The organism is Streptomyces sp. DH41 (assembly GCF_029813785.1).
Taxonomy (GTDB): domain Bacteria; phylum Actinomycetota; class Actinomycetes; order Streptomycetales; family Streptomycetaceae; genus Streptomyces.
The window spans coordinates 1-23750 of record NZ_JARVKY010000008.1 but is presented as its reverse complement, the minus strand read 5'-3'; the positions used below and the strand labels follow the sequence as shown (position 1 = coordinate 23750).

The 23750-nt window shown below is 72.6% G+C and carries 21 protein-coding genes; 11 read left to right on the top strand and 10 right to left on the bottom strand.

The features are described from left to right. The first annotated feature begins 105 nt into the window (after positions 1-105). Both QC283_RS15145 and QC283_RS15140 read left to right on the top strand, forming a co-directional pair. Complete coding sequence (locus QC283_RS15145) at positions 106-1446, top strand: wax ester/triacylglycerol synthase family O-acyltransferase (protein WP_279562032.1); 1341 nt, start codon at positions 106-108, stop codon at positions 1444-1446. A gap of 102 nt (positions 1447-1548) precedes the next feature. Then, positions 1549-3093, top strand: coding sequence for an SDR family NAD(P)-dependent oxidoreductase (locus QC283_RS15140; RefSeq protein WP_279562031.1), 1545 nt, complete (start codon positions 1549-1551; stop codon positions 3091-3093). 130 nt (positions 3094-3223) lie between these two features. Here the strand turns inward: QC283_RS15140 and QC283_RS15135 are convergent, their stop codons facing one another. Beyond that, complete coding sequence (locus QC283_RS15135) at positions 3224-3667, bottom strand: hypothetical protein (protein ID WP_279562030.1); 444 nt, start codon at positions 3665-3667, stop codon at positions 3224-3226. Between the two features lie 474 nt (positions 3668-4141). Between QC283_RS15135 and QC283_RS15130 the strand changes: the two genes are divergently transcribed. Both QC283_RS15130 and QC283_RS15125 read left to right on the top strand, forming a co-directional pair. After that, on the top strand, positions 4142-4318 hold the full coding sequence (locus QC283_RS15130) for a hypothetical protein (RefSeq protein ID WP_279562029.1): 177 nt from the start codon (positions 4142-4144) through the stop codon (positions 4316-4318). Between the two features lie 56 nt (positions 4319-4374). After that, positions 4375-4857: a GNAT family N-acetyltransferase gene (locus QC283_RS15125; protein ID WP_279562028.1), complete on the top strand. Its 483-nt coding sequence runs from the start codon at positions 4375-4377 to the stop codon at positions 4855-4857. Here QC283_RS15125 and QC283_RS15120 read toward each other — a convergent pair. Then, the gene (locus tag QC283_RS15120; protein ID WP_279562027.1) at positions 4838-6220 is read right to left on the bottom strand and encodes an amidase; all 1383 of its coding nucleotides are present in this window, start codon (positions 6218-6220) and stop codon (positions 4838-4840) included. The two genes, QC283_RS15125 and QC283_RS15120, sit on opposite strands and share 20 nt — an antisense overlap. Before the next feature lie 335 nt (positions 6221-6555). Here QC283_RS15120 and QC283_RS15115 point away from each other — a divergent pair, with 335 nt between their 5' ends. Continuing rightward, positions 6556-9579 carry an alpha-mannosidase gene (locus QC283_RS15115; RefSeq protein ID WP_279562026.1) on the top strand — a complete coding sequence of 1008 codons (3024 nt, stop codon included), beginning with the start codon at positions 6556-6558 and terminating at the stop codon, positions 9577-9579. 51 nt (positions 9580-9630) lie between these two features. Here the strand turns inward: QC283_RS15115 and QC283_RS15110 are convergent, their stop codons facing one another. Continuing rightward, a complete protein-coding gene (locus QC283_RS15110; RefSeq protein ID WP_279562025.1) occupies positions 9631-11052 on the bottom strand; it encodes a lipase maturation factor family protein in 1422 nt (473 codons plus the stop codon). A gap of 124 nt (positions 11053-11176) precedes the next feature. Between QC283_RS15110 and QC283_RS15105 the strand changes: the two genes are divergently transcribed. Both QC283_RS15105 and QC283_RS15100 read left to right on the top strand, forming a co-directional pair. Beyond that, entirely contained in the window at positions 11177-13267 is a 2091-nt protein-coding gene (locus QC283_RS15105; RefSeq protein ID WP_279562024.1) for a SpoIIE family protein phosphatase, read from the top strand. 105 nt (positions 13268-13372) lie between these two features. Next, entirely contained in the window at positions 13373-14236 is an 864-nt protein-coding gene (locus tag QC283_RS15100) for an Fpg/Nei family DNA glycosylase (RefSeq protein ID WP_279562023.1), read from the top strand. A gap of 34 nt (positions 14237-14270) precedes the next feature. Here the strand turns inward: QC283_RS15100 and QC283_RS15095 are convergent, their stop codons facing one another. From QC283_RS15095 to QC283_RS15085, 3 genes are all read right to left on the bottom strand, one after another. Beyond that, positions 14271-14921: a zf-HC2 domain-containing protein gene (locus tag QC283_RS15095; RefSeq protein WP_279562022.1), complete on the bottom strand. Its 651-nt coding sequence runs from the start codon at positions 14919-14921 to the stop codon at positions 14271-14273. 192 nt (positions 14922-15113) lie between these two features. Continuing rightward, positions 15114-15629, bottom strand: coding sequence for a hypothetical protein (locus tag QC283_RS15090; RefSeq protein ID WP_279562021.1), 516 nt, complete (start codon positions 15627-15629; stop codon positions 15114-15116). A gap of 141 nt (positions 15630-15770) precedes the next feature. Next, a complete protein-coding gene (locus QC283_RS15085; RefSeq protein ID WP_279562020.1) occupies positions 15771-16325 on the bottom strand; it encodes a sigma-70 family RNA polymerase sigma factor in 555 nt (184 codons plus the stop codon). 252 nt (positions 16326-16577) lie between these two features. Between QC283_RS15085 and QC283_RS15080 the strand changes: the two genes are divergently transcribed. Next, positions 16578-17732, top strand: a complete 1155-nt coding sequence (locus tag QC283_RS15080) for a CapA family protein (protein WP_279562019.1) — start codon at positions 16578-16580, stop codon at positions 17730-17732. A 63-nt stretch (positions 17733-17795) separates the two neighbouring features. Here the strand turns inward: QC283_RS15080 and QC283_RS15075 are convergent, their stop codons facing one another. Continuing rightward, positions 17796-18269, bottom strand: coding sequence for a MarR family winged helix-turn-helix transcriptional regulator (locus tag QC283_RS15075; RefSeq protein ID WP_279562018.1), 474 nt, complete (start codon positions 18267-18269; stop codon positions 17796-17798). 58 nt (positions 18270-18327) lie between these two features. Here QC283_RS15075 and QC283_RS15070 point away from each other — a divergent pair, with 58 nt between their 5' ends. Beyond that, entirely contained in the window at positions 18328-19146 is an 819-nt protein-coding gene (locus tag QC283_RS15070; protein ID WP_279562017.1) for an alpha/beta fold hydrolase, read from the top strand. On the opposite strand, the gene QC283_RS15065 is transcribed toward QC283_RS15070, so the two are convergent. Then, complete coding sequence (locus tag QC283_RS15065) at positions 19143-20555, bottom strand: amino acid permease (protein WP_279562016.1); 1413 nt, start codon at positions 20553-20555, stop codon at positions 19143-19145. The two genes, QC283_RS15070 and QC283_RS15065, sit on opposite strands and share 4 nt — an antisense overlap. 101 nt (positions 20556-20656) lie before the next feature. Further along, positions 20657-21118 (bottom strand): universal stress protein, encoded by a 462-nt coding sequence (locus tag QC283_RS15060; RefSeq protein WP_279562015.1) that lies wholly within the window; start codon positions 21116-21118, stop codon positions 20657-20659. Positions 21119-21228: 110 nt separating this feature from the next. Between QC283_RS15060 and QC283_RS15055 the strand changes: the two genes are divergently transcribed. Continuing rightward, the gene (locus QC283_RS15055) at positions 21229-22065 is read left to right on the top strand and encodes a polysaccharide deacetylase family protein (protein WP_279562014.1); all 837 of its coding nucleotides are present in this window, start codon (positions 21229-21231) and stop codon (positions 22063-22065) included. A 32-nt stretch (positions 22066-22097) separates the two neighbouring features. Here QC283_RS15055 and QC283_RS15050 read toward each other — a convergent pair whose 3' ends face one another. Beyond that, the gene (locus QC283_RS15050) at positions 22098-22766 is read right to left on the bottom strand and encodes a class F sortase (protein ID WP_279562264.1); all 669 of its coding nucleotides are present in this window, start codon (positions 22764-22766) and stop codon (positions 22098-22100) included. Between the two features lie 342 nt (positions 22767-23108). Between QC283_RS15050 and QC283_RS15045 the strand changes: the two genes are divergently transcribed. Further along, the gene (locus tag QC283_RS15045) at positions 23109-23603 is read left to right on the top strand and encodes a hypothetical protein (RefSeq protein WP_279562013.1); all 495 of its coding nucleotides are present in this window, start codon (positions 23109-23111) and stop codon (positions 23601-23603) included. Positions 23604-23750 lie beyond the last annotated feature (147 nt).

The following is a 23750-nucleotide window of genomic DNA, read 5'->3' as shown; positions in this document are numbered from 1 at the left end:
TGCTGTTAACTGTGCGTAGCTTGATCGTACTTGACCGTAATCGGCGGGGGGCGATTGACTGCTTGTCCATCCGTCGTCCGTGCGTCGTCCTTGCGAGGCAAGCCCTTGACTCCCGATCCGCTCGCTCCCCTCGACCTGGCGTTCTGGAACATCGAGTCCGCCGAGCACCCCATGCACCTCGGCGCGGTCGGGGTCTTCGAGGCCGACTCGCCCACGGCGGGTGCCCACGCGGCGGACCTGCTCGCCGCCCGCGCCCCCGCGGTGCCCGGACTGCGGATGCGGATCCGGGACACCTGGCAGCCGCCACTCGCCCTGCGGCGGCCGTTCGCGTTCGGCGGCGCGACCCGCGAGCCCGACCCCGGCTTCGACCCGCTCGACCACATCAGGCTGCACGCCCCGACGACGGACTTCCACGCCCGGGCGGGCCGCCTCATGGAACGCCCGCTGGAGCGCGGCCGGCCACCCTGGGAGGCCCATGTGCTGCCGGGCGCGGACGGCGGCTCCTTCGCCGTGCTGTTCAAGTTCCACCATGCCCTGGCCGACGGCCTGCGGGCCCTGACCCTCGCCGCGGGGATCCTCGACCCGATGGACCTGCCCGCGCCCAGGCCACGCCCCGAGGAGCCCCCGCGCGGCCTCCTGCCGGACGTGCGCGGACTGCCCCGGCGGGTGCGCGGCGCCCTGTCCGACGCGGGCCGCGCCCTCGACATCGGCGCCGCCGCGGCCCTGTCCACCCTCGACGTGCGCTCCTCGGCCGCGCTCACCGCGGCGTCCTCCGGCACCCGTCGCACCGCGGGCGTCGCCATCGACCTCGACGACGTGCACCGGGTGCGCAAGACCGTCGGCGGCACCGTCAACGACGTCCTGATCGCGGTCGTCGCCGGCGCCCTGCGCCGCTGGCTGGACGAGCGCGGCGACGGCAGTGAGGGCGTCGCGCCGCGCGCCCTGATCCCCGTCGCCAAGCGCCGCCCCCGCGCCGCCCACCCACAGGGAAACCGGCTCTCCGGCTACCTGATACGGCTTCCGGTCGGCGACCCCGACCCCTTGTCCCGCCTCGACGCGGTCCGCACCGCCATGGACCGCAACAAGGACGCGGGGCCGGGACGGGGAGCCGGTGCCGTCGCCCTGCTCGCCGACCACGTGCCCGCACTCGGTCACCGGCTCGGCGGACCGCTGGTCGGGCAGGCGGCCCGGCTCTGGTTCGACATCCTGGTCACCAGCGTGCCCCTGCCCAGCCTCGGTCTGCGGCTCGCCGGCAACCCGCTCACCGAGGTCTACCCGCTGGCGCCGCTGGCCCGCGGCCACTCCCTGGCGGTGGCCGTCTCGACGTACCGCGGACAGGTCCACTACGGCCTGGTCGCCGACGCGAAGGCGGTGCCGGACCTCGACCGGTTGGCCCTGGCCCTGTCCGAGGAGGTGGAGACATTGCTCACCGCCTGCGGTCCCTGAGGCGCACGGGTTTGGCTCCGTGCCCCGGCGCCGAATAAAATCCGCTGTTCGAAAGCGGACGCGTCTCGAGCGCCGCGACGTGACCAGGGAACGGCAGCGGCGATGACGGTGACACAGGACGGTTCGGCGACCACGGACGAGGTGGTGCACGAGTCCGGTGACGAGGCGACGGCGTACGCGTCCGGTGGCGAGGCGGCGTACGGCCCCGGTATCGACCCGGAGCGGCTCGCCGTCTGCCTGAGCGTGCTGGAGGAACTCGACGGGATCGACCTCGACCACCCGGACGCGATCCGGGTCCGCCGGGCCACCTCGCACATCTACCGGATGGTCAAGCAGCGCCGCCGTCAGGAGCGCCGGGCTGCCAAGACCGCCCACGACAAGGCGGTGACCGAGGCCACCGCCACCGGTTCCGCCGAGCGCATCGACGACGAGACCGAAGGCATCCTGCCCTCCTCCCGCACCGAGGAGGGCACCATCGCGGGGATACTCCAGCGCCCCCGCTCCTGCTACATCTGCAAGCAGCGGTACACCGAGGTCGACTACTTCTACCACCAGCTCTGCCAGAGCTGCGCCGCCGAGAACCGCGCCCGCCGCGACGCCCGCGCCGACCTCACCGGCAAGCGCGCGCTGCTCACCGGCGGCCGGGCCAAGATCGGCATGTACATCGCGCTGAGGCTGCTGCGCGACGGAGCGCACACCACGATCACGACTCGCTTCCCCAAGGACGCCATCCGCCGCTTCAAGGCGATGGACGACTCGGGGGAGTGGATCCACCGCCTGGAGGTCGTCGGCATCGACCTGCGCGACCCGGCCCAGGCCGTGGCCCTGGCCGAGCGGGTCACCGAGCAGGGCCCGCTCGACATCCTGATCAACAACGCCACCCAGACCGTGCGCCGCCTGCCCTCCGCCTACGCCGCGCTCGTCGAGGGCGAGAGCGCCCCGCTGCCGGCCGGTGAACTGCCCGCGCACCAGGTCATCGGCGCCTTCGACTCCGGTGCCGTGGACGGGCTGGCGGCGCTGCCCGTCGGCGCGTCGGGGCTCGACGCGCAGCAGGTGGCCGACCTCGCCCTGGTCGCCGGCAACGCCAGTGTGGTCCGGCACCGCGAGGGCACCGCCATCGACGCGGGCGGCCTGGTCCCCGACGTCGTCGACAGCAACACCTGGGTCCAGACCATCGAGCAGATCTCCCCGGTGGAACTGCTCGAGACCCAGCTGTGCAACTACACGTCGCCGTTCATCCTCATCAGCGCGCTGCGGCCGGCGATGGCCGAGGCAGCGCGCAAGGCGACCGCGGGGCGCGCCTACGTCGTCAACGTCTCCGCCATGGAGGGCGTGTTCGCCCGCGGCTACAAGGGCGCGGGCCACCCGAACACCAACGCGGCCAAGGCCGCCATGAACATGGTGACGCGGACCAGCGCCCAGGAGATGTTCGACACCGACGCCATCCTCATGACCTCGGTCGACACCGGCTGGATCACCGACGAGCGTCCTCATTACGACAAGCTGCGCCTGGCCGAGGCCGGTTTCCACGCCCCCCTCGACCTGGTCGACGGCGCCGCCCGCGTCTACGACCCGATCGTGCGTGGCGAGGCGGGCGAGGACCTGTACGGCGTCTTCCTCAAGGACTACGCACCCGGCAAGTGGTGACGGGCCCACCGGGGCCTACGGCGATGGGCCGGGCCGGGCCGGCGGCGGTCGGGCAGGCGGGCGGTGGGCTGGTCGGCGGTGATGGGCCGGTCCGGTGGGCTGGTCGGCGATGGGCCGGGCCCACGACGGCTCACTCGACGGCGCCCAGCCGCGAGTTCCGCGCCGCCGTCAGCTCCAGTACCGTGCGCCAGTCCTCCAGGACCCCGGCGTCGAAGAGGGTGGTGCGAGCCTCCTCGTCGGCCTGGCGCAGGCTGACCAGATCCTCGTCGTGGGCCCAGGCGTCCGGATGGGCGTGCCGGCGCAGCAGGCGGGCGACGCGCGAACCGAGCAGCGGCCGCACCACGTCCGCGGTCCGGCCGGCATGGCTGCCGGGCCACAGCAGCCGGCCCACGGGCGACACCAGGCCGGCCACCTGGAGTTCCTTGTCGGCGGGGCGACGCCGGCGCAGCAGCGCGGCGGTCCGCAGCGCGTGCCCGTGCGGGTCCGCGAACCCGCTGCCGTGCTCCGCGGCGGACCGTTCGCCCCGGCAGGCGTACAGCAGGTCCATCAGCTCCTCGACGCTGCGCAGTTCCATGCCTCGGTCCTCCCACGAGACAGCCGTTGCCGACCGGCAGGAGACCATGACGAGCTTGCGCCGCAGCCAACGGCAACTTAACTGTGCGTCCCGTCGCCGCCGACATTCGAATGCGTGGTCGGCGATGTGGGCCGAACGGGTGAGTCGCGCGCAGTACACAAGCGGGCGAAACCGGCTGGAACAGGGTCAACTGTACGCGAAGCGAAAGGCAATGGTTCTCCCATGTTTTGAGCCCCATAGAGCGCACCCCCGCTCATTTGGTTAATCTGAGGCGGACGGACGGCCGCACAGGGCACTACCCACACCCAAGGTCCGTCATGGGACAAGCCGGTTCACAACGGCCTGTTCTCGCACGAGTTACCGGCGCCACCGCGTCCGAACTGCATTCGACTCACACCCGAGCGGGCGCCGGGTGCCGGACAGGAGACTGGCGGGACAGGCCCCGAGGGTGACCCGACACATAAGGAGTGCGCGGTGACACCGGAGACGACGACGAATCCAGAGCAACGCCCCAAGGAACGCACCGAGCGTGCGGGCCGCCGGCCCGGAGAGCTCGGCAGCCTCGACGTGTGGGCCCGGTCCGCCCCGATCCGCCTCGCGGGGTACGAGGAGGACCTCGCCGAGCCCCACATCCTGCCCAGCGTGGACTGACCCGCGGCGCCACCCGCGGGATCTGCCGGCCGCATGGGCGTGCGAGACTCGCGCCCATGCTGATCAGGGAAGCGACGGCCGACGACTGGCCGCACATCTGGCCCTTCTGGCACCGCATCGTGGCGGCCGGCGAGACCTACGCCTGGGGCCCGGACACGTCCGAGAAGGACGCCCGGGCCCTGTGGATGAACCCCGCGAAACGCGTCTACGTCACCGAGGACGACACCGGCACCGTCGTCGCCTCCGCCTATGTCACTCCCAACTACGGCGGCCCCGCCGCCCGCATCGCCAACGCCGGATTCATGGTCGACCCCGACCGGGCCGGCCGCGGCACCGGCCGCGCCCTCGCCGAGCACGTCCTGGCCGCCGCCAGGGCGGACGGATACCGGGGCATGGTCTTCAACGCCGTAGTCGAGACCAACCCGGCCGTGAAGCTCTGGACCTCCCTCGGCTTCACGATCCTGGGCACGGTGCCGGACGCCTTCGACCACCCGCGGCACGGGCGGATCGGCCTGCACATCATGCACCGGGCGCTGTAGGGACCTGTCGGTCCAGCGGTGCCGTCCGCCGCCAGGGACGCAGCGCCTCGATCCGCTCCGCCAGCTCCAGCAGCGCCGCCTCCGCCCCCGGCGGCCCCGCCAGCTGTACGGCGCAGGGGGCGCCCGAGGGCAGGGTGCCGAACGGGACCACCAGCGCGGGCCAGCCGGTCAGGTTCCAGGGCGGGGTGAAGGGCGAGTACGCGGAGTTGGCCGCCATGTTGCGCAGCCAGCCCCGCTCGTGCCAGGGCCCCGCCTCGGGGGAGCGGCGGGCCAGTGCCGGGGTGAGCAGGACGTCGTACTCGCGGAAGAACGGCTCCAACCGCCCGCGGAGCCCCTCCCTGCCCTTGCCGGTCGCCACCGTGCGTACGAAACGCCGCCCGAGGGCCGCGTGCACCCGGGTCCGCCTCGCCAGCAGCCGCCGGTCCAGGTCCCGTGCGTCCACGGACGTACCGGCCGTCCAGTGGGCCAGGGCGGTCAGGCTCAGCGACGCCGGGTAGGGCGGGTCGGCCCGGCGCACCTGGTGTCCCGCCCTCATCAGCACCCCGGCGGCCTCGCGGACGGCCTCCGCGTAGGGGCGGGAGACGGTGACCCCGGCCAGGGGGCTGCGCGGCGAGGCGGCGACGCGGAGGGTGCCGGTGTCCTCGCGGCGCGGCGGTTCACCGTCCGCGAGGTCGTCCGCGAGGACCGCGAGCATCAGGCGGGCGTCCTCGACCGTCGTGGCCAGCGGCCCGTTCTCGGACATGCCGAACCAGTCGCCGTCGCCGATCCCGGCCGGCACCACCCCGTGGCCCGGCTTGACGGTGACCAGGCCGCAGTTGGCCGCCGGTATGCGCAGTGAGCCCATGCCGTCGTTGCCGAGCGCGATCGGCACCATCCCGGCGGCGACCGCGGCCGCGCTGCCGCCGGAGGAGCCGCCCGCGGTGCGGGCCGGGTCCCACGGATTGCGGGCGGTGCCGTGCACGCCCTCGGTGGTGCCGAACACGCACAGCTCGGGTACGTTCGTCAGTCCCACCACCACCGCGCCGGCCGCCCGCAGCCGGGCCACGGTGACGTGGTCCTGACCGGCGGGCGTGTCCGGTGTCGCGGCCGAGCCGTTGCGCGTGGACTCGCCGCGTACCGCGAGATTGTCCTTGACCGCCACCGGCACGCCGGCCAGCGGCAGTTCGCCCAGATCACCCCGGGCGCCCACCTCCTCCGCCTCGGCGATCGCCGCCTCGGCGCGCACCACGCGGAAGGCGCCGACACGGCCGTCGAGCCGCTCGATACGGGCCAGATGCCCGGCCACCACCTCACGGGGCGTGGCCCGCTTCTCCCGTACGGCGGCGGCGATCTCTACGGCGGTGCGGCCGGCCCAGTCGGTCACGGAGGGCTCCTCGGGGTGGCGGGGGAACGGGATTACTGGCGAGTACGCAGAAAGCACTCTGCCCGCCCGGGCACCTCCGCGTCGAGAGCCCGAACCGGCCGACCCGCCCTGTGCCGGCCGACCCGACATGGCTGACGTCCGGTGTGAACGCGGTTGTCGAGCGGACGCGCCGCACCGCACCGAAGCGGGCCCGCGCCGCACGGTTCGAAGTGCGCGCGGTGGGGGAGCTGTACACCACGTCGGCCCCCGCCACCGTGACCCACACCTGGTTGACACCCCCCGGGAGGCCCCCGCACTCCGCCCTCGTCCGCCCCCTCAACCACGGAGCACCCCGCATGCATGACGACCGCGACCTGGTCGAAGCCCGCCTCAAGCGCGTCCTCGACGAGCGCATCCGCCCCGCCGTGTACCCCGAGTTCCTGCCGCTGGACGTCGCGGTGTGGAACGCCCCCGGTGAGCCTGTGCCGGTCGCCGAGGGACTCGCCGCCGCCCCCGAGCCCATCGAGGTGGGCGCCCGCTGGGGCGCTCCCTGGGGCACCAGCTGGTTCCGCGTCACCGGCACCGTGCCCGAGGAGTGGGCCGGGAAGACCGTCGAGGCGATCCTCGACCTCGGCTTCGACGAGAACATGCCCGGCTTCCAGTGCGAGGGCCTGGTCCACCGTCCCGACGGCACCCCGGTGAAGGGCATCAACCCCCGCAACCAGTGGGTGCGGATCGGCGCCCCCGTCGAGGGCGGCGAGGAGGTGCGCCTGCACGTCGAGGCCGCCTCCAACCCCGTCATCTTCGGCACCCGCCCCTTCGTGCCCACGCCGCTCGGCGACAAGGACACCGCCGGCGGCGAACCGCTGTACACCCTCGCCCGTATGGACCTCGCGGTCCTCGACGAGGAGGTGTGGAACCTCGTGCTCGACCTGGAGGTGCTCGGCGAGCTGATGGCCGAGCTGCCGGTGGAGTCACAGCGCCGCTGGGAGATCCTGCGCGCGGTGGACAGGGCGCTGGACGCGGTCGACCTCCAGGACGTGAACGGCACGGCGGAGCAGGCCCGTACCCGCCTCACCGGCGTCCTCTCCGCCCCCGCCGTCCCCTCGGCGCACCGGATCAGCGCCGTCGGCCACGCGCACATCGACTCGGCGTGGCTGTGGCCGCTGCGCGAGACCGTGCGCAAGGTGGCCCGTACGACCTCCAACATGACCGCCCTCCTGGAGGACGAGCCGGACTTCGTCTTCGCCATGTCGCAGGCCCAGCAGTGGGCGTGGGTCCGCGACCACCGGCCCGAGGTGTGGGCCCGGGTGAAGAAGGCCGTGGCGGACGGCCGGTTCGTGCCGGCCGGCGGCATGTGGGTGGAGTCGGACACCAACATGCCCGGCTCGGAGGCGATGGCCCGGCAGTTCGTGCACGGCAAGCGGTTCTTCCTCGACGAGTTCGGCGTCGAGAACGACGAGGCGTGGCTCCCGGACACCTTCGGCTTCGCGGCCGGACTGCCGCAGATCATCAAGGCGGCCGGCACCAAGTACCTGCTGACGCAGAAGATCTCCTGGTCGCAGACGAACAAGTTCCCGCACCACACCTTCCGCTGGGAGGGCATCGACGGCACCCGGATCTTCACCCACTTCCCGCCCGTCGACACCTACAACTGCTCGATGAAGGGCAGCGAGATCGCGCACGCCGCCCGCAACTTCAAGGACAAGGGCGTCGCCCGGCACTCCCTCGCCCCGACCGGCTGGGGCGACGGGGGCGGCGGCACCACCCGCGAGATGATCGCCAAGGCGGCCCGGCTGCGTGACCTGGAGGGCTCGGCGACCGTCACCTGGGAGACCCCGGGAGCCTTCTTCGAGAAGGCCGAGGCCGAGAACCCCGAGCCGCCCGTCTGGGTCGGCGAGCTCTACCTCGAACTCCACCGCGCCACCCTCACCAGCCAGGCCAGGACCAAGCAGGGCAACCGCCGCAGCGAACACCTCCTGCGGGAGGCCGAACTGTGGGCGGCCACGGCCGCCGTGCGCGCCGGGTTCCCCTACCCGTACGACGACCTGGACCGCGTCTGGAAGACGGTCCTGCTGCACCAGTTCCACGACATCCTGCCCGGCTCCTCCATCGCCTGGGTGCACCGCGAGGCCCGCGCGACCTACGACCGGGTCGCCGACGAGCTGAACGGGATCATCGACGCCGCGCAGCGCGCCCTGGCCGGCGAGGGCGCCACCCCGCTGGTCTTCAACTCCGCCCCGCACGCGAGGGCAGGAGTCCCGGCGGGCGCCGCCGCCGCGCCCGCCACCGGGGGCCGCACCGGCCGCACCGCCCGCCCCGGCGGCGGCCATGTCCTCGACAACGGTCTGCTGCGCGTCGAGATCGACGACCGGGGGCTGGTCGTGTCGGCGTACGACATCGCCGCCGACCGCGAGACCATCGCGCCGGGCGGGGCCGGCAACCTGCTCCAGCTCCACCCCGACCTCCCCAACATGTGGGACGCCTGGGACGTCGACGCGTTCTACCGCAACACGGTCACCGACCTCACCGGCGCCGACGAGGTCGCCCCCGGCGACGACGGCGCCTCGGTGCGGGTCGTCCGCACCTTCGGCTCCTCCCGCGTCATCCAGCTCCTGACGCTGGCGCCGGGGGAGCGCAGGCTGGAAGTGGACACCGAGGTCGACTGGCACGAGACGGAGAAGTTCCTCAAGCTCGCCTTCCCGCTCGACGTGCACGCCGAACGGTACGCGTCCGAGACCCAGTTCGGGCATTTCCACCGGCCCACGCACACCAACACCAGTTGGGAGGCGGCCAAGTTCGAGGCCTGCAATCACCGCTTCCTCCACCTGGAGGAGCCCGGCTGGGGTGTGGCCGTCGTCAACGACTCGACGTACGGCCACGACGTCACCCGCACCGTCCGTACCGACGGCGACGCCGGTACGACCACCACGGTCCGGGTGTCCCTGCTCCGTGCCCCGCGCTTCCCCGACCCCGAGACCGACCAGGGCGTGCACCGGTTCCGGCACGCGCTGGTGCCGGGCGCGGGCATCGGCGACGCCGTGCGCGAGGGCTGGCGGATCAACCTGCCCGAGCGGCGGGTCACGGGCGCCGGGGAGGTCGCGCCGCTGGTGTCGGCCGACCGGGACGCGGTCGTGGTCACCGCCGTCAAGCTGGCCGACGACGGCAGCGGCGACGTCGTCGTCCGCTTCCACGAGGCCCATGGCGGCCGGGTGCGGGCCACCCTGACGGCCGGCTTCCAGGTCGCCGGCGTGGCGGTCACCGACCTGCTGGAGCGGCCGCTCGCCAAAGAGGAGTCCACGGTCGAGGCCGACGGCGACCGGATCGCCGTACGGCTGCGCCCGTTCCAGCTGATGACCCTGCGGCTGACGCGCGCGTAGCGTCCGCACGGGCCCGGTTCACCCGTGAGCCGGGCCCGTCCGCCCGTGCGGCTACGGTTTCTCCGGCACCCCCGCCAGCCGCGTCGGCGGCAGGTACTCCCGCACATACGTCCGCTCCCACCACGCGCCCGTCTCCCGCAGCTCGCGCCACGTCGTGTACCGGTAGCGGAACAGCCGGGCGCGGACGAAGCGCGGCGGCGCGTCGGGCGGGAACGGGGAGCGCCGCAGCAGTCTCAGCGTCGCCCGGTCGTTCTCCAGCAGCCGTTCCACGAGGGTGCCGAACCACGACCCCGCGTACGAGGGCGACAGCGCGGCGAACCACATCAGCCAGTCCAGCCGGAGGTGGTACGGCGCGAACTGGCGCGGCCGGCGCCGCGGATCCCCGGGCTTGCCCTTGAACTCGTACTCCCGCCAGTCCCCGTCCTCGCGGGCCACCTCGTCGGCGGTCCCCTCGATCACCACCTCGTAACGGACCCGGCTGACGCTCCCGAAGGCGCCGTAGGTGTTGACCAGGTGGAGCGAGTCGAAGGAGCGGTTCATCACCTGGCCGCGGGAGATCATGTTGCGGACCGGCCGGTGGCTCAGGAACACCAGCAGCGCCGCCGCCGCGAGGACCACCACCTCGTACCAGAGCGGCGCGGCGGCCACGGACGGCGGATCGGCCGGGAACCGGACCGCCGGAAGGGCCAGCACGATGGTGATCCAGTTCAGCCAGGAGAAGTTGCCCGACAGCACCAGCCACAGCTGGGTCGCGATCATCAGCGCCGCGGCGGCCGTCGCGAGGGGCTGCGGGGTGAAGAGCAGGAAGGGCACCACCAGCTGTGTGACGTGGTTCGCGGCCACCTCGACGCGGTGCAGGGGGCGGGGGAGGTAGTGGAAATACCAGCTCAGCGGGCCCGGCATCGGCTGGGTCTCGTGGTGGTGGTCCAGGCAGGTCAGCTTCCGCCAGCACTCGTCGCCCCGCATCTTGATCAGCCCCGCCCCGAACTCGACCCGGAACAGCAGCCAGCGCAGCAGGAACAGGACGACGACCGGGGGCGCCACCTCGTCGTTGCCGAGGAACACGGCGACGAAGCCGGTCTCCAGCAGCAGCGACTCCCACCCGAACGAGTACCAGGTCTGCCCGACGTTGACGATGGACAGATACAGCAGCCACGGCACCAGCCACAGGAGCATCGCGCCCCACAGCGGCAGCAGCGAGTCCAGCCCCGCCACCAGCGCCGCCGACACCGCGCACCCCGCCCACGCCACGACCGCGAAGAGACGGTCGGAGTAGCGCAGCTGGAACAGGCTCGGCGCCCGCTTGAACGGCACCCGCTCGACGAACCGGGGCACGGGCGTCAGACCGCGTTCGCCCATCAGCGCACGGAACTGCAGGGCCGCCGTCAGGAACGCGACCAGGTATACGACGGCAAGGGCCCGCTGGAACACCAGCCGGCTCAGCCAGTAGTCGGGTGCGGTGAACCACTCCACGGCCGCGCTCCTCTCGTACGATTACGCTCGGTGTACCCCGGTCGGCCGGAGGTTCCCCGGAGGCGGCGCCGGGGCGGCGGACCAGGAGTCGAAGAATCAGACAAATCCTGGCAAGGTGGGGCCCATGGCTGATCGGGGAGCGAGTGCCCCGCCACTCCCGGACGACTGGCCCGCCCACCCGGACCCCATCCTGGCGCTCAACCGCATGGGCAGCTTCGACTGGGACCTGGACACGGGACTGTTCCACATGGACGCCCAGGCCTACGAGGTGTTCGACCTGCGCCCCGAGGAGTACGACGGGCGCCCCGAGTCGCTGTCCCCGCGCGTCCCCACGGCGGAGGGCAGGCGCCTGGACGCCCTGGTCGCCCAGGCCATGAAGGACGGCAGCGAGAACTACGGCACCTACTTCCGGCTGCGCACCCGCGATGGCACCCTGCGCTGGACCCGCACCCAGGGCTACATCCGCCGCGACGAGACCGGCCGCCCCCGCCGGATCATCGGCATCGTCCGCGACGCGACCCAGGAGGTCGCCGACATCGAGGCCCGCCGCGAGCAGGCCGCGCAGGACGAGGCCCGCCGCAGGCTCACCAACGTCGTCCAGCTGGCCACGGCCGCGCTCGCGCACGCCCGCACGGTGGACGACGTCATCGAGGTCCTGCGGGACACCCACGGCCTCACCCGGCTCGGCGCCACCAGCCTCGTGATGGGCCTGGTCGAGGCCGACCGCATCCGGCTGGTCGCCGACGGCCCCGACGACAGCTTCGTCCCCGGCACCCGCGTCACCCGGATCGACGAGCCGTACCCGATGAGCGAGGCGGTACGGACCCTCAGCCCCCGCTTCATCGAGTCGCCGGAGGACTTCGCGGAACGCTATCCCCTCCTGTGGGAGAGCATCACCCACCTGAACATCACCGCGGCCGCCTACCTGCCGCTGATCGCCCAGGCCCGGCCGATCGGCGCGATCGGGCTGCTCTACAGCGACCGGCGCGGCTTCTCCGCGGAGGACCGCAACGTACTCGTCGCGCTCGGCAGCGGCATCGCGCAGAGCCTCCAGCGGGCCATGCTCTACGAGCGGGAGATGGACCTCGCCGAGGGCCTGCAGCAGGCCATGCTGCCGCGCACCATCCCCAGCGTGCCCGGCTGCGACGTCGCCGTCCGCTACCGCGCGGCCACCATCGGCGGCGCCCTCGGCCGGGACATCGGCGGCGACTGGTACGACGTGATCCCGTTGCCCGGCGGACGCGTCGGCGCCGTCATCGGCGACGTCCAGGGCCACGACACGCACGCCGCCGCCGTCATGGGTCAACTGCGCATCGTGCTGCGCGCCTACGCCGCCGAGGGCCACCCCCCGGCCACCGTGATGGCACGGGCCTCCGTCTTCCTCCACGAACTCGACACCGACCGCTTCGCGACCTGCCTGTACGCGGAGGCGGACCTCGCCACCGGGGTGGTCCAGGTGGTCCGCGCCGGCCACATCGACCCACTGCTGCGGCACGGCGACGGCTCCTGTCGCCGGGTCCCCGTCGAGGGCGGGCTGCCGCTCGGCCTGTCCGCCGAGTTCGGGCGCCTCGCCTACCCGGTCGCCACCGTCGAACTGGACCCGGGCAACACCCTGCTGCTGTGCACCGACGGTCTGGTCGAGCGGCCAGGCGCCGACCTCGACGAGGGGATACAGGTCCTCACGGCGCTGGTCGCCTCCGGCCCGCAGGACGTACGCGACCTGGCCGACCGGCTCATCGACGTGGCCGACGAGCGCCGCGGCGACGACGACGTGGCCCTGCTCCTGCTGCGCCGCCACGGAATGGGCGCGCCCCGGACCTTCGGCCGGCTCCAGCAGCACGTCTCCCCGGGCGACCCCGAGGCCCTCACCGAAGCCCGGCACATGATCCGCGCCGCGGTCCGGTCCTGGGGTGCCAAGGACCAGAGCGACGAGATCGAACTGATCGCCGACGAACTGGTCACCAACGCCCTCATGCACACCGAGGGCTCCGCCATCGTCACCCTGCGGCTGCTCACCGGCACCGACCGCCGGCTGCGGGTCGAGGTCGAGGACACCTCCAGCGCCCTGCCGCGCCGCCGTGAGGCCGGCGACTCCGGTGTCTCCGGACGGGGGCTGCTCCTGGTCGAGGCGCTCGCCGACGAGTGGGGCGTGGAGGCGCGAGGCGGCGGCAAGTGCGTGTGGTCCGAGTTCGTGGTGTCCCACCCGGCGGGCTGAACTGAGCCGGCCCGGCCGGTCCCGGAGTGGCACCGGCACGGAAGGCAGCCGGTGGCCCCGTCGGTCTCTGGTGGCACTGTCGGTCCCCGGTGGCACCCTGGACGTATGCCAGAACTGCCCGAGGTCGAGGCGCTCAGGGACTTCCTGACCGAGCACCTGGCCGGCCGCGAGATCGTCCGTGTGCTGCCCGTGGCGATCAGTGTCCTGAAGACGTACGACCCTCCGCTCACCGCCCTGGAGGGCCACCAGGTGGCCGCCGTGCACCGCCACGGCAAGTTCCTCGACGTGGAGACCGCGGGCGGCCCGCACCTGGTGACCCACCTGGCCCGCGCGGGCTGGCTGCACTGGAAGGACCCCCTCCCCGGCGGCCTCCCCCGCCCCGGCAAGGGCCCCCTGGCCCTGCGCGTCGCCCTGGAGACCGGCGTCGGCTTCGACCTGACGGAGGCGGGCACCCAGAAGCGGCTCGCCGTGTACGTCGTGGCCGACCCGCGGGAGGTGCCGGGCGTGGCCCGGCTCGGCCCCGACCCGCTCGCCGACGGCTTCGACGAGGCGCGCTTCGCCGCCCTCCTCGACGGCGAGCGGCGGCAGCTCAAGGGCGCACTGCGCGACCAGAGCCTCATCGCGGGCGTGGGGAACGCGTACAGCGACGAGATCCTGCACGCGGCGAGGATGTCTCCCTTCAAACTGGCCGCTTCGCTCACCGACGAGGAGACCGCACGGCTGTACGCGGCCCTGCGCACGACGCTCACCGAGGCGGTCGAGCGCTCCCGGGGCATCGCGGCCGGCCGGCTGAAGGCCGAGAAGAAGAGCGGGCTGCGCGTGCACGGCCGCACCGGCGAGCCCTGCCCGGTGTGCGGCGACACCGTGCGGGAGGTCGCCTTCAGCGACTCCTCGCTCCAGTACTGTCCGACCTGCCAGACCGGCGGCAGACCGCTGGCGGACCGGAGGCTGTCCCGGCTGCTCAAGTGACGGCCGTCGGACAGGCCGCGCGGCGGCCGAACGGTCATCCGGCGGGAAGGGTCACCAGACGCTCCCCCTGCGAGGTCCGTACCTCGTAACGGGCGATCTGCCCGGGACGCAGGGCGGCCCCGCCGTGCATGGTGCTCGGCAGGGCGTCGTGCCCGGGGACGTTCCAGCTGGTGACGGTCTGCTCCGTGCCGTCACGGCCGACCGCGATCAGCCGGCAGGAGCGCGGGCCCGCCCCGTCCCTGACCTTCAGTTCCACGCCGGTGCCCCAGGCCCGGTCCTCGGCCGTGACCTGCGCCCACACCCCGGACCGTTCGTCGGTCGCGGTGACCCGCCCCGCCGTGTCCGCCCGGCTCGCGTGGATCACGACGCCGGGACCGGCCACGGCGCACACGACCGCCGCGGCCACCGCGTACAGCACCCGCCTGCGGCCGGCCCGGTGACGCGCCGCCACCTCGGACAGCAGCCGGTCGAGCAGCCGCGGGCCGGGTCTGGTCATGGGGTGGACGAGACGGGGCGTCGCCTGCCGGTACAGCATCAGCTGACGGGCGGCGGGGCCGAATTCGGTCACCCGCGCCGCGCACCGGGGGCAGTCCATGAGGTGGTCCTCGAAGCGGAACGCTTCCGCCTCGTCCAGCACGCCGAGCGCGTAGGCGCCGACGTCACGATGCCTCTCCAGGGACCTCATGCCGAATCCTCGTGCCGTTGGGTGCGGGTGGGGTTACTCCGTGCTCCCACCCGTACGCACCGGACGGCCGAATCACTCAAGCCACGGACAGAATCGCGACCGAGGCATTCGGAGCGGCCGGGCCCGTGGATTGGTCCGTCCTCGAAGAAGTTCGTGAACCGGCCCGGTACCCGGGGAGACCGGCCGGGGTGGCTAGAAGAGGTGGATGGCGAGATGGCCGAGCGGCAGCCCCAGCTGCCAGGCCGGCGTCCACACCTTCGGCCCCTCGTCCTCCCCGGTCACCGGTGCCCCGCCGGGCACCGCGTTCAGGTCCGGGGCGAGCAGTTCGGTCTCCTCCAGCCAGCGCCAGGCCGCCCGGGCCAGTTCCAGGTCCGGCGAGTGCCGGCCGGCGGCCACCGCGTCGGCCGTGGCCTCGGCCAGGCGCTCCCGGACCCACTCGTGCCACGGCTGGTCGTAGGCGGTGAGGGACAGCCAGGTCTCCATCCGGGTGATGACCCGGATGCCGCTGAGCTCGTCGTCGGTGTCGGACAGGAAGACGGTCAGCGCCAGGGCGTCGCGCCCGGCACGGAACTCGAAGGACGTCGGCGGCATCAGGTCGCCGGTCCGAAGCAGCTCGTCGGCGATGTACTCGGCGTACAACCACGCCATGGGAACGGTCAGTTCGCCCCCTCCAGCGCCGTCCGTGCTCTCTTGACCTCTGTGCAGCATCCCTTCCTGCCTTCCTCCGGTGCGTGCGCGTCGCCCGACCCGGGTCATGGGCCCCCGTCCGGAACACGGATGAGGACAGCCGATTACTCAACCGGGGTCCAGGGCAAGGCGCTTTACGGAGGCTTGACCATACGGTCGGTTTCACCGCAGGTCGGCGGCGTATCCCGGTAGCACCCTGCGCAGGGCGCGCAGCGCGTAGTACGCGCGGGACTTCACGGTACCGGGCGGGATGCCCAGGGCTGCCGCGGCTTCCGCCACACTCGCCCCCTGGAAGTACACCAGCACCAGGACTTCCCGGTGCTCCGGAGTGAGTGTCTTCACAGCCTTGCGCACATCCAGGGCCGCGGCGGCCCGTTCGGCGTGATCGGCACAGACCCGCGCGTTCTCCAGTACGGCGTCGCCGACCTCGGCGGGCCGCGCCTGCCGGGCCCGGCGCGCGTCGATCGCGAGGCGCCGGGCGACGGTGAGCAGCCAGGGCCGCACCGAGTCGAAGTCGTCGGCGCGCAGGGCCTCGGGGTGCTGCCAGGCGCGGACCAGGGTCTCCTGCACGAGGTCCTCGGCGCGTTGCCGGTCGCCGTCGCTGAGCCGCAGCAGCAGCGCGAAGAGCGGCCGGCCGTGCTCGCGCTGCAGTGCGGCGAGCTCGTGCTCGGCGGTCGTCCCGTTCGTCCTGTCCATGAGGGTGATTCCGGCCGTCATGGCCGTATGGCATCGCAGGGCGCCGCCCGGGGACAGGGCGCACGCACGGGTGTGCGACGGACGGTCGATCGCGTCGACGAACGGTTCGACGAACGGTCGACGCCCCGCTCGAACGGTCGGCACGCCCCGTTCGCGCACGCCGGACGGGCTAATGGGCGTGTCGGAGCCGCCCGTGACGAGAGGGGCCTTCTTATCTATTTGTAAGTAAATGTGACTTTCCATTGGTGTGTGCGACCCCAGCGGAGTGGACGGATGATCACACGCAGTCGGCAGGTGGCCCTGGCCCTGACCGCCCTTCTCACCGCGGGCGCCGCCTGCCAGGCCCGCGACCACGAACCGCCGAGACGCCCGGCCCCGGCCCCGTCCGCCGCGGACACCGGCGTCTTCACCCTGGTCGCCTCCGGCGACGTACTGCCGCACGACTCGATCATCGAACGGGCCCGCTTCGACGCGGGCGGCACCGGCTACGACTTCCGCCCCATGCTCGCCGGCGCCCGCCCCGTCGTCTCGCGCGCAGATCTCGCCCTGTGCCACATGGAGACCGTGTACGGCGCGCACGGCGACTACAGCGGCTACCCCCTCTTCAAGTCCCCGCCCGAGGTGGCCGAGGCGCTGGCCGCCACCGGCTACGACGGCTGCTCCACCGCCTCCAACCACAGCGTCGACGACGGCGCCGACGGCATCCGCCGCACCCTGGACGCCCTCGACCGCGCCGGCGTACGGCACGCCGGGACAGCGCGCACCGAGGCCGAGGCGCGCACGGCGACGGTCCTGCGCGCGGGCCGGGCCGAGGTCGCCCACCTCGCCTACACCCTCCACACCAACGGCCACCCGATCCCCGAGGAGCAGCCCTGGGCGGTCGGCATGATCGACGAGGAGCGGATCGTCGCGGACTCCCGGGCCGCCCGGGAGGCCGGCGCCGACATCGTCGTCGTGTCCCTGCACTGGGGCACCGAATGGCAGGACGAGCCCGACCAGGACCAGCTCGACCTGGCCCGGAGCCTGACCGCCGCCCGGACCGGCGACCGCCCCGACATCGACCTGATCCTCGGCACCCACGCCCATGTCCCGCAGGCGTACGAGAAGGTCAACGGCACCTGGGTGATCTACGGGATGGGTGACCAGATCGCGGGCGAGATGATCAACGGAGAGGGAGCCCGCGACCCGCGCGGCAACCAGTCGACCATCGGCCGCTTCACCTTCGCGCCGCCCGCCGGACCCGGTGAACGCTGGCGGGTGACCAAGGCCGAGTTCGTCCCGCAGCTGTTCGACGTCGACGCCGGACGAGTGGTGAACCTGAACCGCGCGCTGGAGGAGGGGGCCGACGTACGGGCCGTGCGCGACCGCATCCGCGCCGTCGTGCTCAGCCGGGGCGCGGACGAGGACGGGCTGGTGATGGGGGAGTAGGCCCGGGTGACGCCCGCCCGGGCCAGGTCGCGCCCGCGCGGGTCCGGGTGCCGTCCGCGCCGGTCAGGCGTCGTCCACGTGGTCGAGCGCGGTCAGCATGGCCCCGAGCACCCGCAGGCACGTGGCGACGTCGGCGTCCGTGAGGCTCCCGCCGACGTCGCGCAGCAGCAGGTGCTCCCGGTCGAGGACGTCGGTGATCGCCGCCCGGCCCTCGTCCGTGAGCCCGATCAGCGACGACCGCCGGTGCGCCGGATTCGGGAGGCTCTCCACCAGGCTCCGGTCGGCGGCGTCGTTCACCATCCGCTGCACGAACTGACGGCTGATCGACTGAGCCCGGCCCATCTGCGGCACGGTCATCGGTCCGTTGCGGTGCAGCAGGGTCAGCACGGCGCGGACGCCGACGGACAGGCCGTCGGTGGTCAGGCCCTGCTCGACACTGCGCTGCGCGCGCCGGTAGAGGGGGCCGACCAGGTCGTACACCTCGGTGAGGCGCCGGGCGAGGGCGTCCGGGGGGAGTGGTGCGTCGATGTCCTTCATGCCGCCATAATGACACCCTGGTTGCCAAATCCCGATCGACTATGACACCTTGGTTGTCATGAATACCGCTTCGGATCTGCGCTTCTTCCACTCCGCCGACGGCGACCTCGCCTACCGCGACACCGGTGCCGGGGACCTGATCGTCCTGATGCACTCCGGGTTCGCCGACCACCGGGTCTTCGACGCCCAGATCCCGGCCCTCGCCGCCGCCGGACACCGCGTGATCGCCCCCGACGTCCGCGGTCACGGCGCCTCGGCCAACGCGACCCGGCCGTTCCGGTGGGCCGACGACCTCGCCGCCCTGCTGCGCCACCTCGACGCCGGTCCCGCGGTGCTCGTCGGCGTGTCGATGGGGGGCGCCATCGTCGCCGACACGGTGCTGGAGTACCCGGAACTGGTCCGCGCGGTGGTGTCCTGCGGGGCGGCCACCAGCGAGTTCGAGTACACCGACCCGTGGGTGCGGCAGGTGCAGGCCGAGCAGGCCGCCGCGCTGGGCGCGGGCGACATCGAGGGCTGGCTCGCGGCCTTCCTGCGCTTCGTGGCCGGGGAGTCCCGCACCCTCGACGACATCGACCCGGACATTCCGCGCCGGCTGCGGGAGATGGCCTTCGGCACCCTTTCCAAGCACACGCCGGACGAGGAGAACCACCACGTGCCCCTCACCGACACCTGGGCCCGGGTCCCGAAGATCGACGTCCCGGTCCTCACCGTCAACGGCGACCTGGACGCGCCCGACCTGATCGCCGAGGCGGAACGGCTCGCCCGTACGGTCCCGAACGGCCGTTCCGTCACCGTCGAAGGCACCGCGCACTACCCGAACATGGAGAAGCCCGAGCAGTTCGGCGACATCCTCACCGACTTCGTCCGCGGCCTCTAACGGCGCGCCAGCTCCGACTTCCGGTAGGAGTACGCGAAGTAGATCACCAGGCCGACCGCGAACCACACGGCGAACCGCGCCCAGGTCTGCCACTGCAGGAACGTGATCAGCCAGAGCGAGAAGACGATCCCCACCGCCGGCACGACCGGCATGAACGGCGTACGGAAGGTGCGCGGCAGATCCGGCTGCCGGTAGCGCAGCACGATCACCGCCGCGCACACCACCACGAACGCCAGCAGGATGCCGATGTTGGTCAGCTCGGCCGCCTCGCCGATCGGCAGGAACCCGGCGATCGCGGCCGACGCGACCCCGACGATCCAGGTGACCCGGGTCGGCACGTGCCGCGTCGGGTGGGTCTTGGCGAACCACTTGGGCAGCAGCCCGTCCCGGCTCATGCTGAACCACACCCGGGTGACGCCCAGCATGAACGTGAACATCACCGTGAGGATGCCGATGATGGCACCCACCGCGATGACGTCGGCCAGAGAGCTCAGCCCCACCGACTTGAACGCCGTCGAGAAGCCGCTCTCCGGGTCGATGGACTTGTAGTCCTGCATGCCGGTCAGCACCAGACAGGCCGCCACGTACAGCACCATCGAGATGATCAGCGAGTAGATGATCGCCTTCGGCATGTGCCGCTGGGCGTCCTTGGACTCCTCGGCCGCCGTCGACATGGCGTCGTAGCCGAAGACCGCGAAGAACACCGTCGCCGCGCCGGTGAACGCCCCGCCGACCCCGTAGGGGAAGAACGGGTTGTAGTTCGAGGTGTCGATGTGGAAGACGCCGACCCCGATCACCAGCAGCACCACCAGCACCTTCAGCACGACCACGACCATCTCGAAGCGGGCCGCGTTCTTGATGCCCAGGGTCAGCAGGTACGCGATCAGCAGGCACAGCACCGCCGCGAAGAGGTCGACCCGGTGGCCGTCGCCGGTACCGGGCGCGCCCAGCATCCAGTTCGGCAGGTCGGCGCCCATCTCACCGACCAGGAAGCTGAAGTAGCCGGAGATGCCGATCGCGACCACCGCCACGATCGCCGTGTACTCCAGCAGCAGGTCCCAGCCGATGAACCACCCCACCAGCTCACCGAGGACGGCGTAGCCGTAGGTGTAGGCGGAACCCGCCTTCGGGATCAGCCCGGCGAACTCGGCGTACGACAGCGCGGCCGCCGCGCTCGCGACGCCCGCGATGAGGAACGAGATGAGGACCGCCGGCCCCGCCGTGCCGCTCGCGACCGTGCCGGCCAGGGTGAAGATGCCCGCTCCGATGATGCCGCCCACGCCGATCGCGGTGAGCTGCCACAACCCGAGGGACCGCACCAGGCCGGTGCCCTCACCGCCCTCGGTGTCCTCGATGTGCTCGATGGGTTTGCGGCGGAGAACGCCCTCGCCCATGCGGAACCCGGCCACGCGCCTCACCTCTTCGTGAACGGCAAACGGCTGACGGTGGATCATGACGACTCACACCCGCCCGCGACGGAAGCCACGACGCACACGCCACCCGAAGGGCGCTACGGCACCACTGTCACGGGCCAGCGTCCCGCCTTCACCAGCCGTACCGCGACGGAACCGACGATCCGGTGGCCGGCCTGCTCGGAGGCGCCCACGATCACGGCGTCCGCCTTCAACTCGTCGGCCGCCCTCACCAGCCCGTTGTAGGGGTCGCCGCGGAAGGTGTGGAACTCCCAGCGCACGTCGAATATCCCCTTGCTCCGCTCGGTGCCCTCCCGGATCTGGGCCACCAGGTCCTCGGCGATCTCGTCCGTCGTCTCCGCCACCGGCGCCCCGAGCGCCGCCCCCGCCGCCAGCACCGGCTGCACGTACACCACGGCGAGCAGCGCGCGCTGCCGCCGGGCCAGACCGCCGGCGTAGGCCGCCGCCCGGAGCGAGGAGTCGGAGCCGTCGACCCCGGCGACGATGACCTTCGGCCCGTCCGTGCCCCGTTCGAACTGCTGGGAGTGCTGTTCCGTCACGCGGCGAGGCTATCCGAGTCGCTCGTGATCTTGGGCCGGGCGGGTGGTTTCGTGCCGCCGCACCGGTGTTGCTCAGGTGCGGCGGACCGCGGCCGGGCGACTGATGAGTCATGAAGAAGGATCAGTTGCTCACCCGACGCCGGGTACTTCTCGCCGGCGCCGCGGCCGTGGGAGCGGCCGGCACCACCGGCGCGCTCGTGGTGGGCCGGTCGGACGGATCGGCCAGGCCGGTCGCCCCCGCCCCGGGGGCCCCGGCCCGCCGCCCGCTCAAGCCCTCCGCCTACCGCCTCCAGCCCCTGACCGGCTACGGCGCGCCCCCTGCCGCACCCCGGCGGACCCCGGTACGCAGCGAGCCGATCCTGCGCATGCCGGCCCGCGACCGCACCATGATGCTCACCTTCGACGACGGGCCCGACCCCCGTTACACCCCGGACATCCTGGACACGCTGGCGCGGTACGACGTGCGCGCGACGTTCTTCGTGTGCGGCGAGATGGCGGACTACAACAGGGACCTGCTCTCCAGGATGGCCGACGAGGGTCATGTCGTCGGCAACCACACCTGGTCCCACCCGCTGCTGACCCGCCTCGGCCGGCGCCGCATCCGTTCCGAGATGGAACGGACGAGCGAGGTCGTCGAGCAGGCCTACGGCGAGCCGCCCCGCTGGTTCCGGGCTCCGTACGGCGCCTGGAACCGCGCCGCCTTCCAGCTTGGCGCCGAACTCGGCATGGAACCGCTCGCCTGGACCGTGGACACCCTCGACTGGACCACCCCCGGCACCGGCACCATCGTCGACCGGGTCGAGGACGGCGCCGCCCCCGGCGTCGTGGTGCTCTCGCACGACGCCGGGGGCGACCGCTCGCAGAGCGTCCGCGCCCTGCGCTCCTATCTGCCCGAACTCCTGGACTCCGGCTACCACCTCACCGTCCCCCGGCGGCACTACGTCTGACGCCCGCCGAGCGCGCCCGGCCGGGGGCACGCTCAGCGGACCCCGGTCATGCGGGCGAAGGCGACGACGTTCCCCTCGTATCCGTTCTGCTTGGAGAAACCGCCGCCGCAGGTGATGACCCGCAGTTCGGGGCCGCCCTTGGACGCGTAGACCCGGTCGCCGGGGAAATCGTCCTTCTCGAACACTTCGATGCCGTAGATCTCGAAAACCGCCGTCTTTCCGTCCTGGCGGTGCACTTCGACCTTGTTTCCCCTTTTCAGGGCCCCGAGTCCGTAGAAGACGGCGGGGCCCTGTTTGTTGTCGACATGGCCGACGACGACCGCGGTGCCCTTTTCACCGGGGGAGACCGCGCCGGTGAACCAGCCGGCCAGATTCGGGTCCTCGGGGGGCGGCGCGTCGACCCAGCCCTCCGCGTCGAGACCGACCGGCATGATCGGCGCGTCGACCTGGATGGCGGGGACGGAGACCCGGTCGGGGACCGCGTACGCCAGCGGCGCGAGGCCCGTGGCGGTGGCGTCGTCGCCACCGGCGGCGCGGGTGTCCGAGGCGGCGGCCGACGCCGGCTGCGGCGGGCCCACCTCGAATTCCCCCGAACCGTTGCGGATGAGCGCGAGCCCGGTCAGCAGAACAAGCGCTATCACGCCCCAGGGAGCGCGCTTCCTGGACCGCTCCTCCTCTTCGGCCAACTCGGACGCATACATTCGCCATCCCCTCTCGACCCGGCCGTCGCCGCGTCTTCCGCGCATACGAGCACGCTATGCGCCCCCCGTCCGACCGGCGACGGGGCGGCGGCGAACGGGTGGCGCGGACGCCCTCCCGTGAGCCATCCGGGATTTCCCCGGCGGGAAACTTCTGACGGTCCGTGACCTGCGGCGATATCCGCTCGCGTGGTTCCGGCCCGGTACGCCCCTCACCAGGACGGACCATTGCCGGACCATTCCCGAAATGCGGCTCCGTGCGGGGCAACTGAGGGTCTTTCTGGGAGACGCTTTCTCGCCGATCGACCGGGGACGGGACCCGGGGCGTCTTCCGCGGAGGATCACATGCGCAACACTCGTGCCCTCGCGGCAGCCGGCGCCGCGGTCGCTGTCCTCGGGCTGGCCGCCCCCGCGGCCACCGCCGGCGGCGACCACAACCAGCCGTCCAACATCGTCGCCCTGCCCAGCGTGATCGCCCGCGGCGGCCAGATGACCGTCACGGTCGACGGCTGCCCCCAGGGCGGCACGATGACCTCGGACGCGTTCCGCACGACCCACCTGACGCCGGTCAAGGGTGCCAACGAGACGTCCAAGGGCACCGCCACCATCAAGGAGGACGCCCGGCCCGGCTCGTACGACATCACCGTCAACTGCTCCGGCAGGCGACTGACGCGTCCGGCCGCCTTCACCGTGATCGGTGGCGTCCGTGGCGGCATCGGCGGCAGCAGCTCCAGCGGCGCGACCCCGACCGACATCGCGATCGGCGGCGGGCTCGTCGTCGCGGCCGTCGCCGGCGGCGGCCTGTTCTGGCTGCGCCGCCGGGCCGAACGGCGGATCTGACCCGTTCGCGTCCGACACCGTACGGGCTCCGCCTTCGGGGGGCGGGCCCGTCCGGCTCCTCTCCCGTCACGCTTTTGGCGTCGCACGGCGGGATCGCACGGCACACACCGGCAGGGCTTCGCCCCGGACCCGCGACGGGTCCGGGGC

Coding starts and splice junctions, on each gene's coding strand:
- QC283_RS15140 (WP_279562031.1), top strand. CDS start 1,549: ATGACGGTGACACAGGACGGTTCGGCGACCACGGACGAGGTGGTGCAC.
- QC283_RS15135 (WP_279562030.1), bottom strand. CDS start 3,667: ATGGAACTGCGCAGCGTCGAGGAGCTGATGGACCTGCTGTACGCCTGC.
- QC283_RS15125 (WP_279562028.1), top strand. CDS start 4,375: ATGCTGATCAGGGAAGCGACGGCCGACGACTGGCCGCACATCTGGCCC.
- QC283_RS15115 (WP_279562026.1), top strand. CDS start 6,556: ATGCATGACGACCGCGACCTGGTCGAAGCCCGCCTCAAGCGCGTCCTC.
- QC283_RS15105 (WP_279562024.1), top strand. CDS start 11,177: ATGGCTGATCGGGGAGCGAGTGCCCCGCCACTCCCGGACGACTGGCCC.
- QC283_RS15100 (WP_279562023.1), top strand. CDS start 13,373: ATGCCAGAACTGCCCGAGGTCGAGGCGCTCAGGGACTTCCTGACCGAG.
- QC283_RS15095 (WP_279562022.1), bottom strand. CDS start 14,921: ATGAGGTCCCTGGAGAGGCATCGTGACGTCGGCGCCTACGCGCTCGGC.
- QC283_RS15090 (WP_279562021.1), bottom strand. CDS start 15,629: ATGCTGCACAGAGGTCAAGAGAGCACGGACGGCGCTGGAGGGGGCGAA.
- QC283_RS15085 (WP_279562020.1), bottom strand. CDS start 16,325: ATGACGGCCGGAATCACCCTCATGGACAGGACGAACGGGACGACCGCC.
- QC283_RS15080 (WP_279562019.1), top strand. CDS start 16,578: ATGATCACACGCAGTCGGCAGGTGGCCCTGGCCCTGACCGCCCTTCTC.
- QC283_RS15075 (WP_279562018.1), bottom strand. CDS start 18,269: ATGAAGGACATCGACGCACCACTCCCCCCGGACGCCCTCGCCCGGCGC.
- QC283_RS15070 (WP_279562017.1), top strand. CDS start 18,328: ATGAATACCGCTTCGGATCTGCGCTTCTTCCACTCCGCCGACGGCGAC.
- QC283_RS15055 (WP_279562014.1), top strand. CDS start 21,229: ATGAAGAAGGATCAGTTGCTCACCCGACGCCGGGTACTTCTCGCCGGC.
- QC283_RS15050 (WP_279562264.1), bottom strand. CDS start 22,766: ATGTATGCGTCCGAGTTGGCCGAAGAGGAGGAGCGGTCCAGGAAGCGC.
- QC283_RS15045 (WP_279562013.1), top strand. CDS start 23,109: ATGCGCAACACTCGTGCCCTCGCGGCAGCCGGCGCCGCGGTCGCTGTC.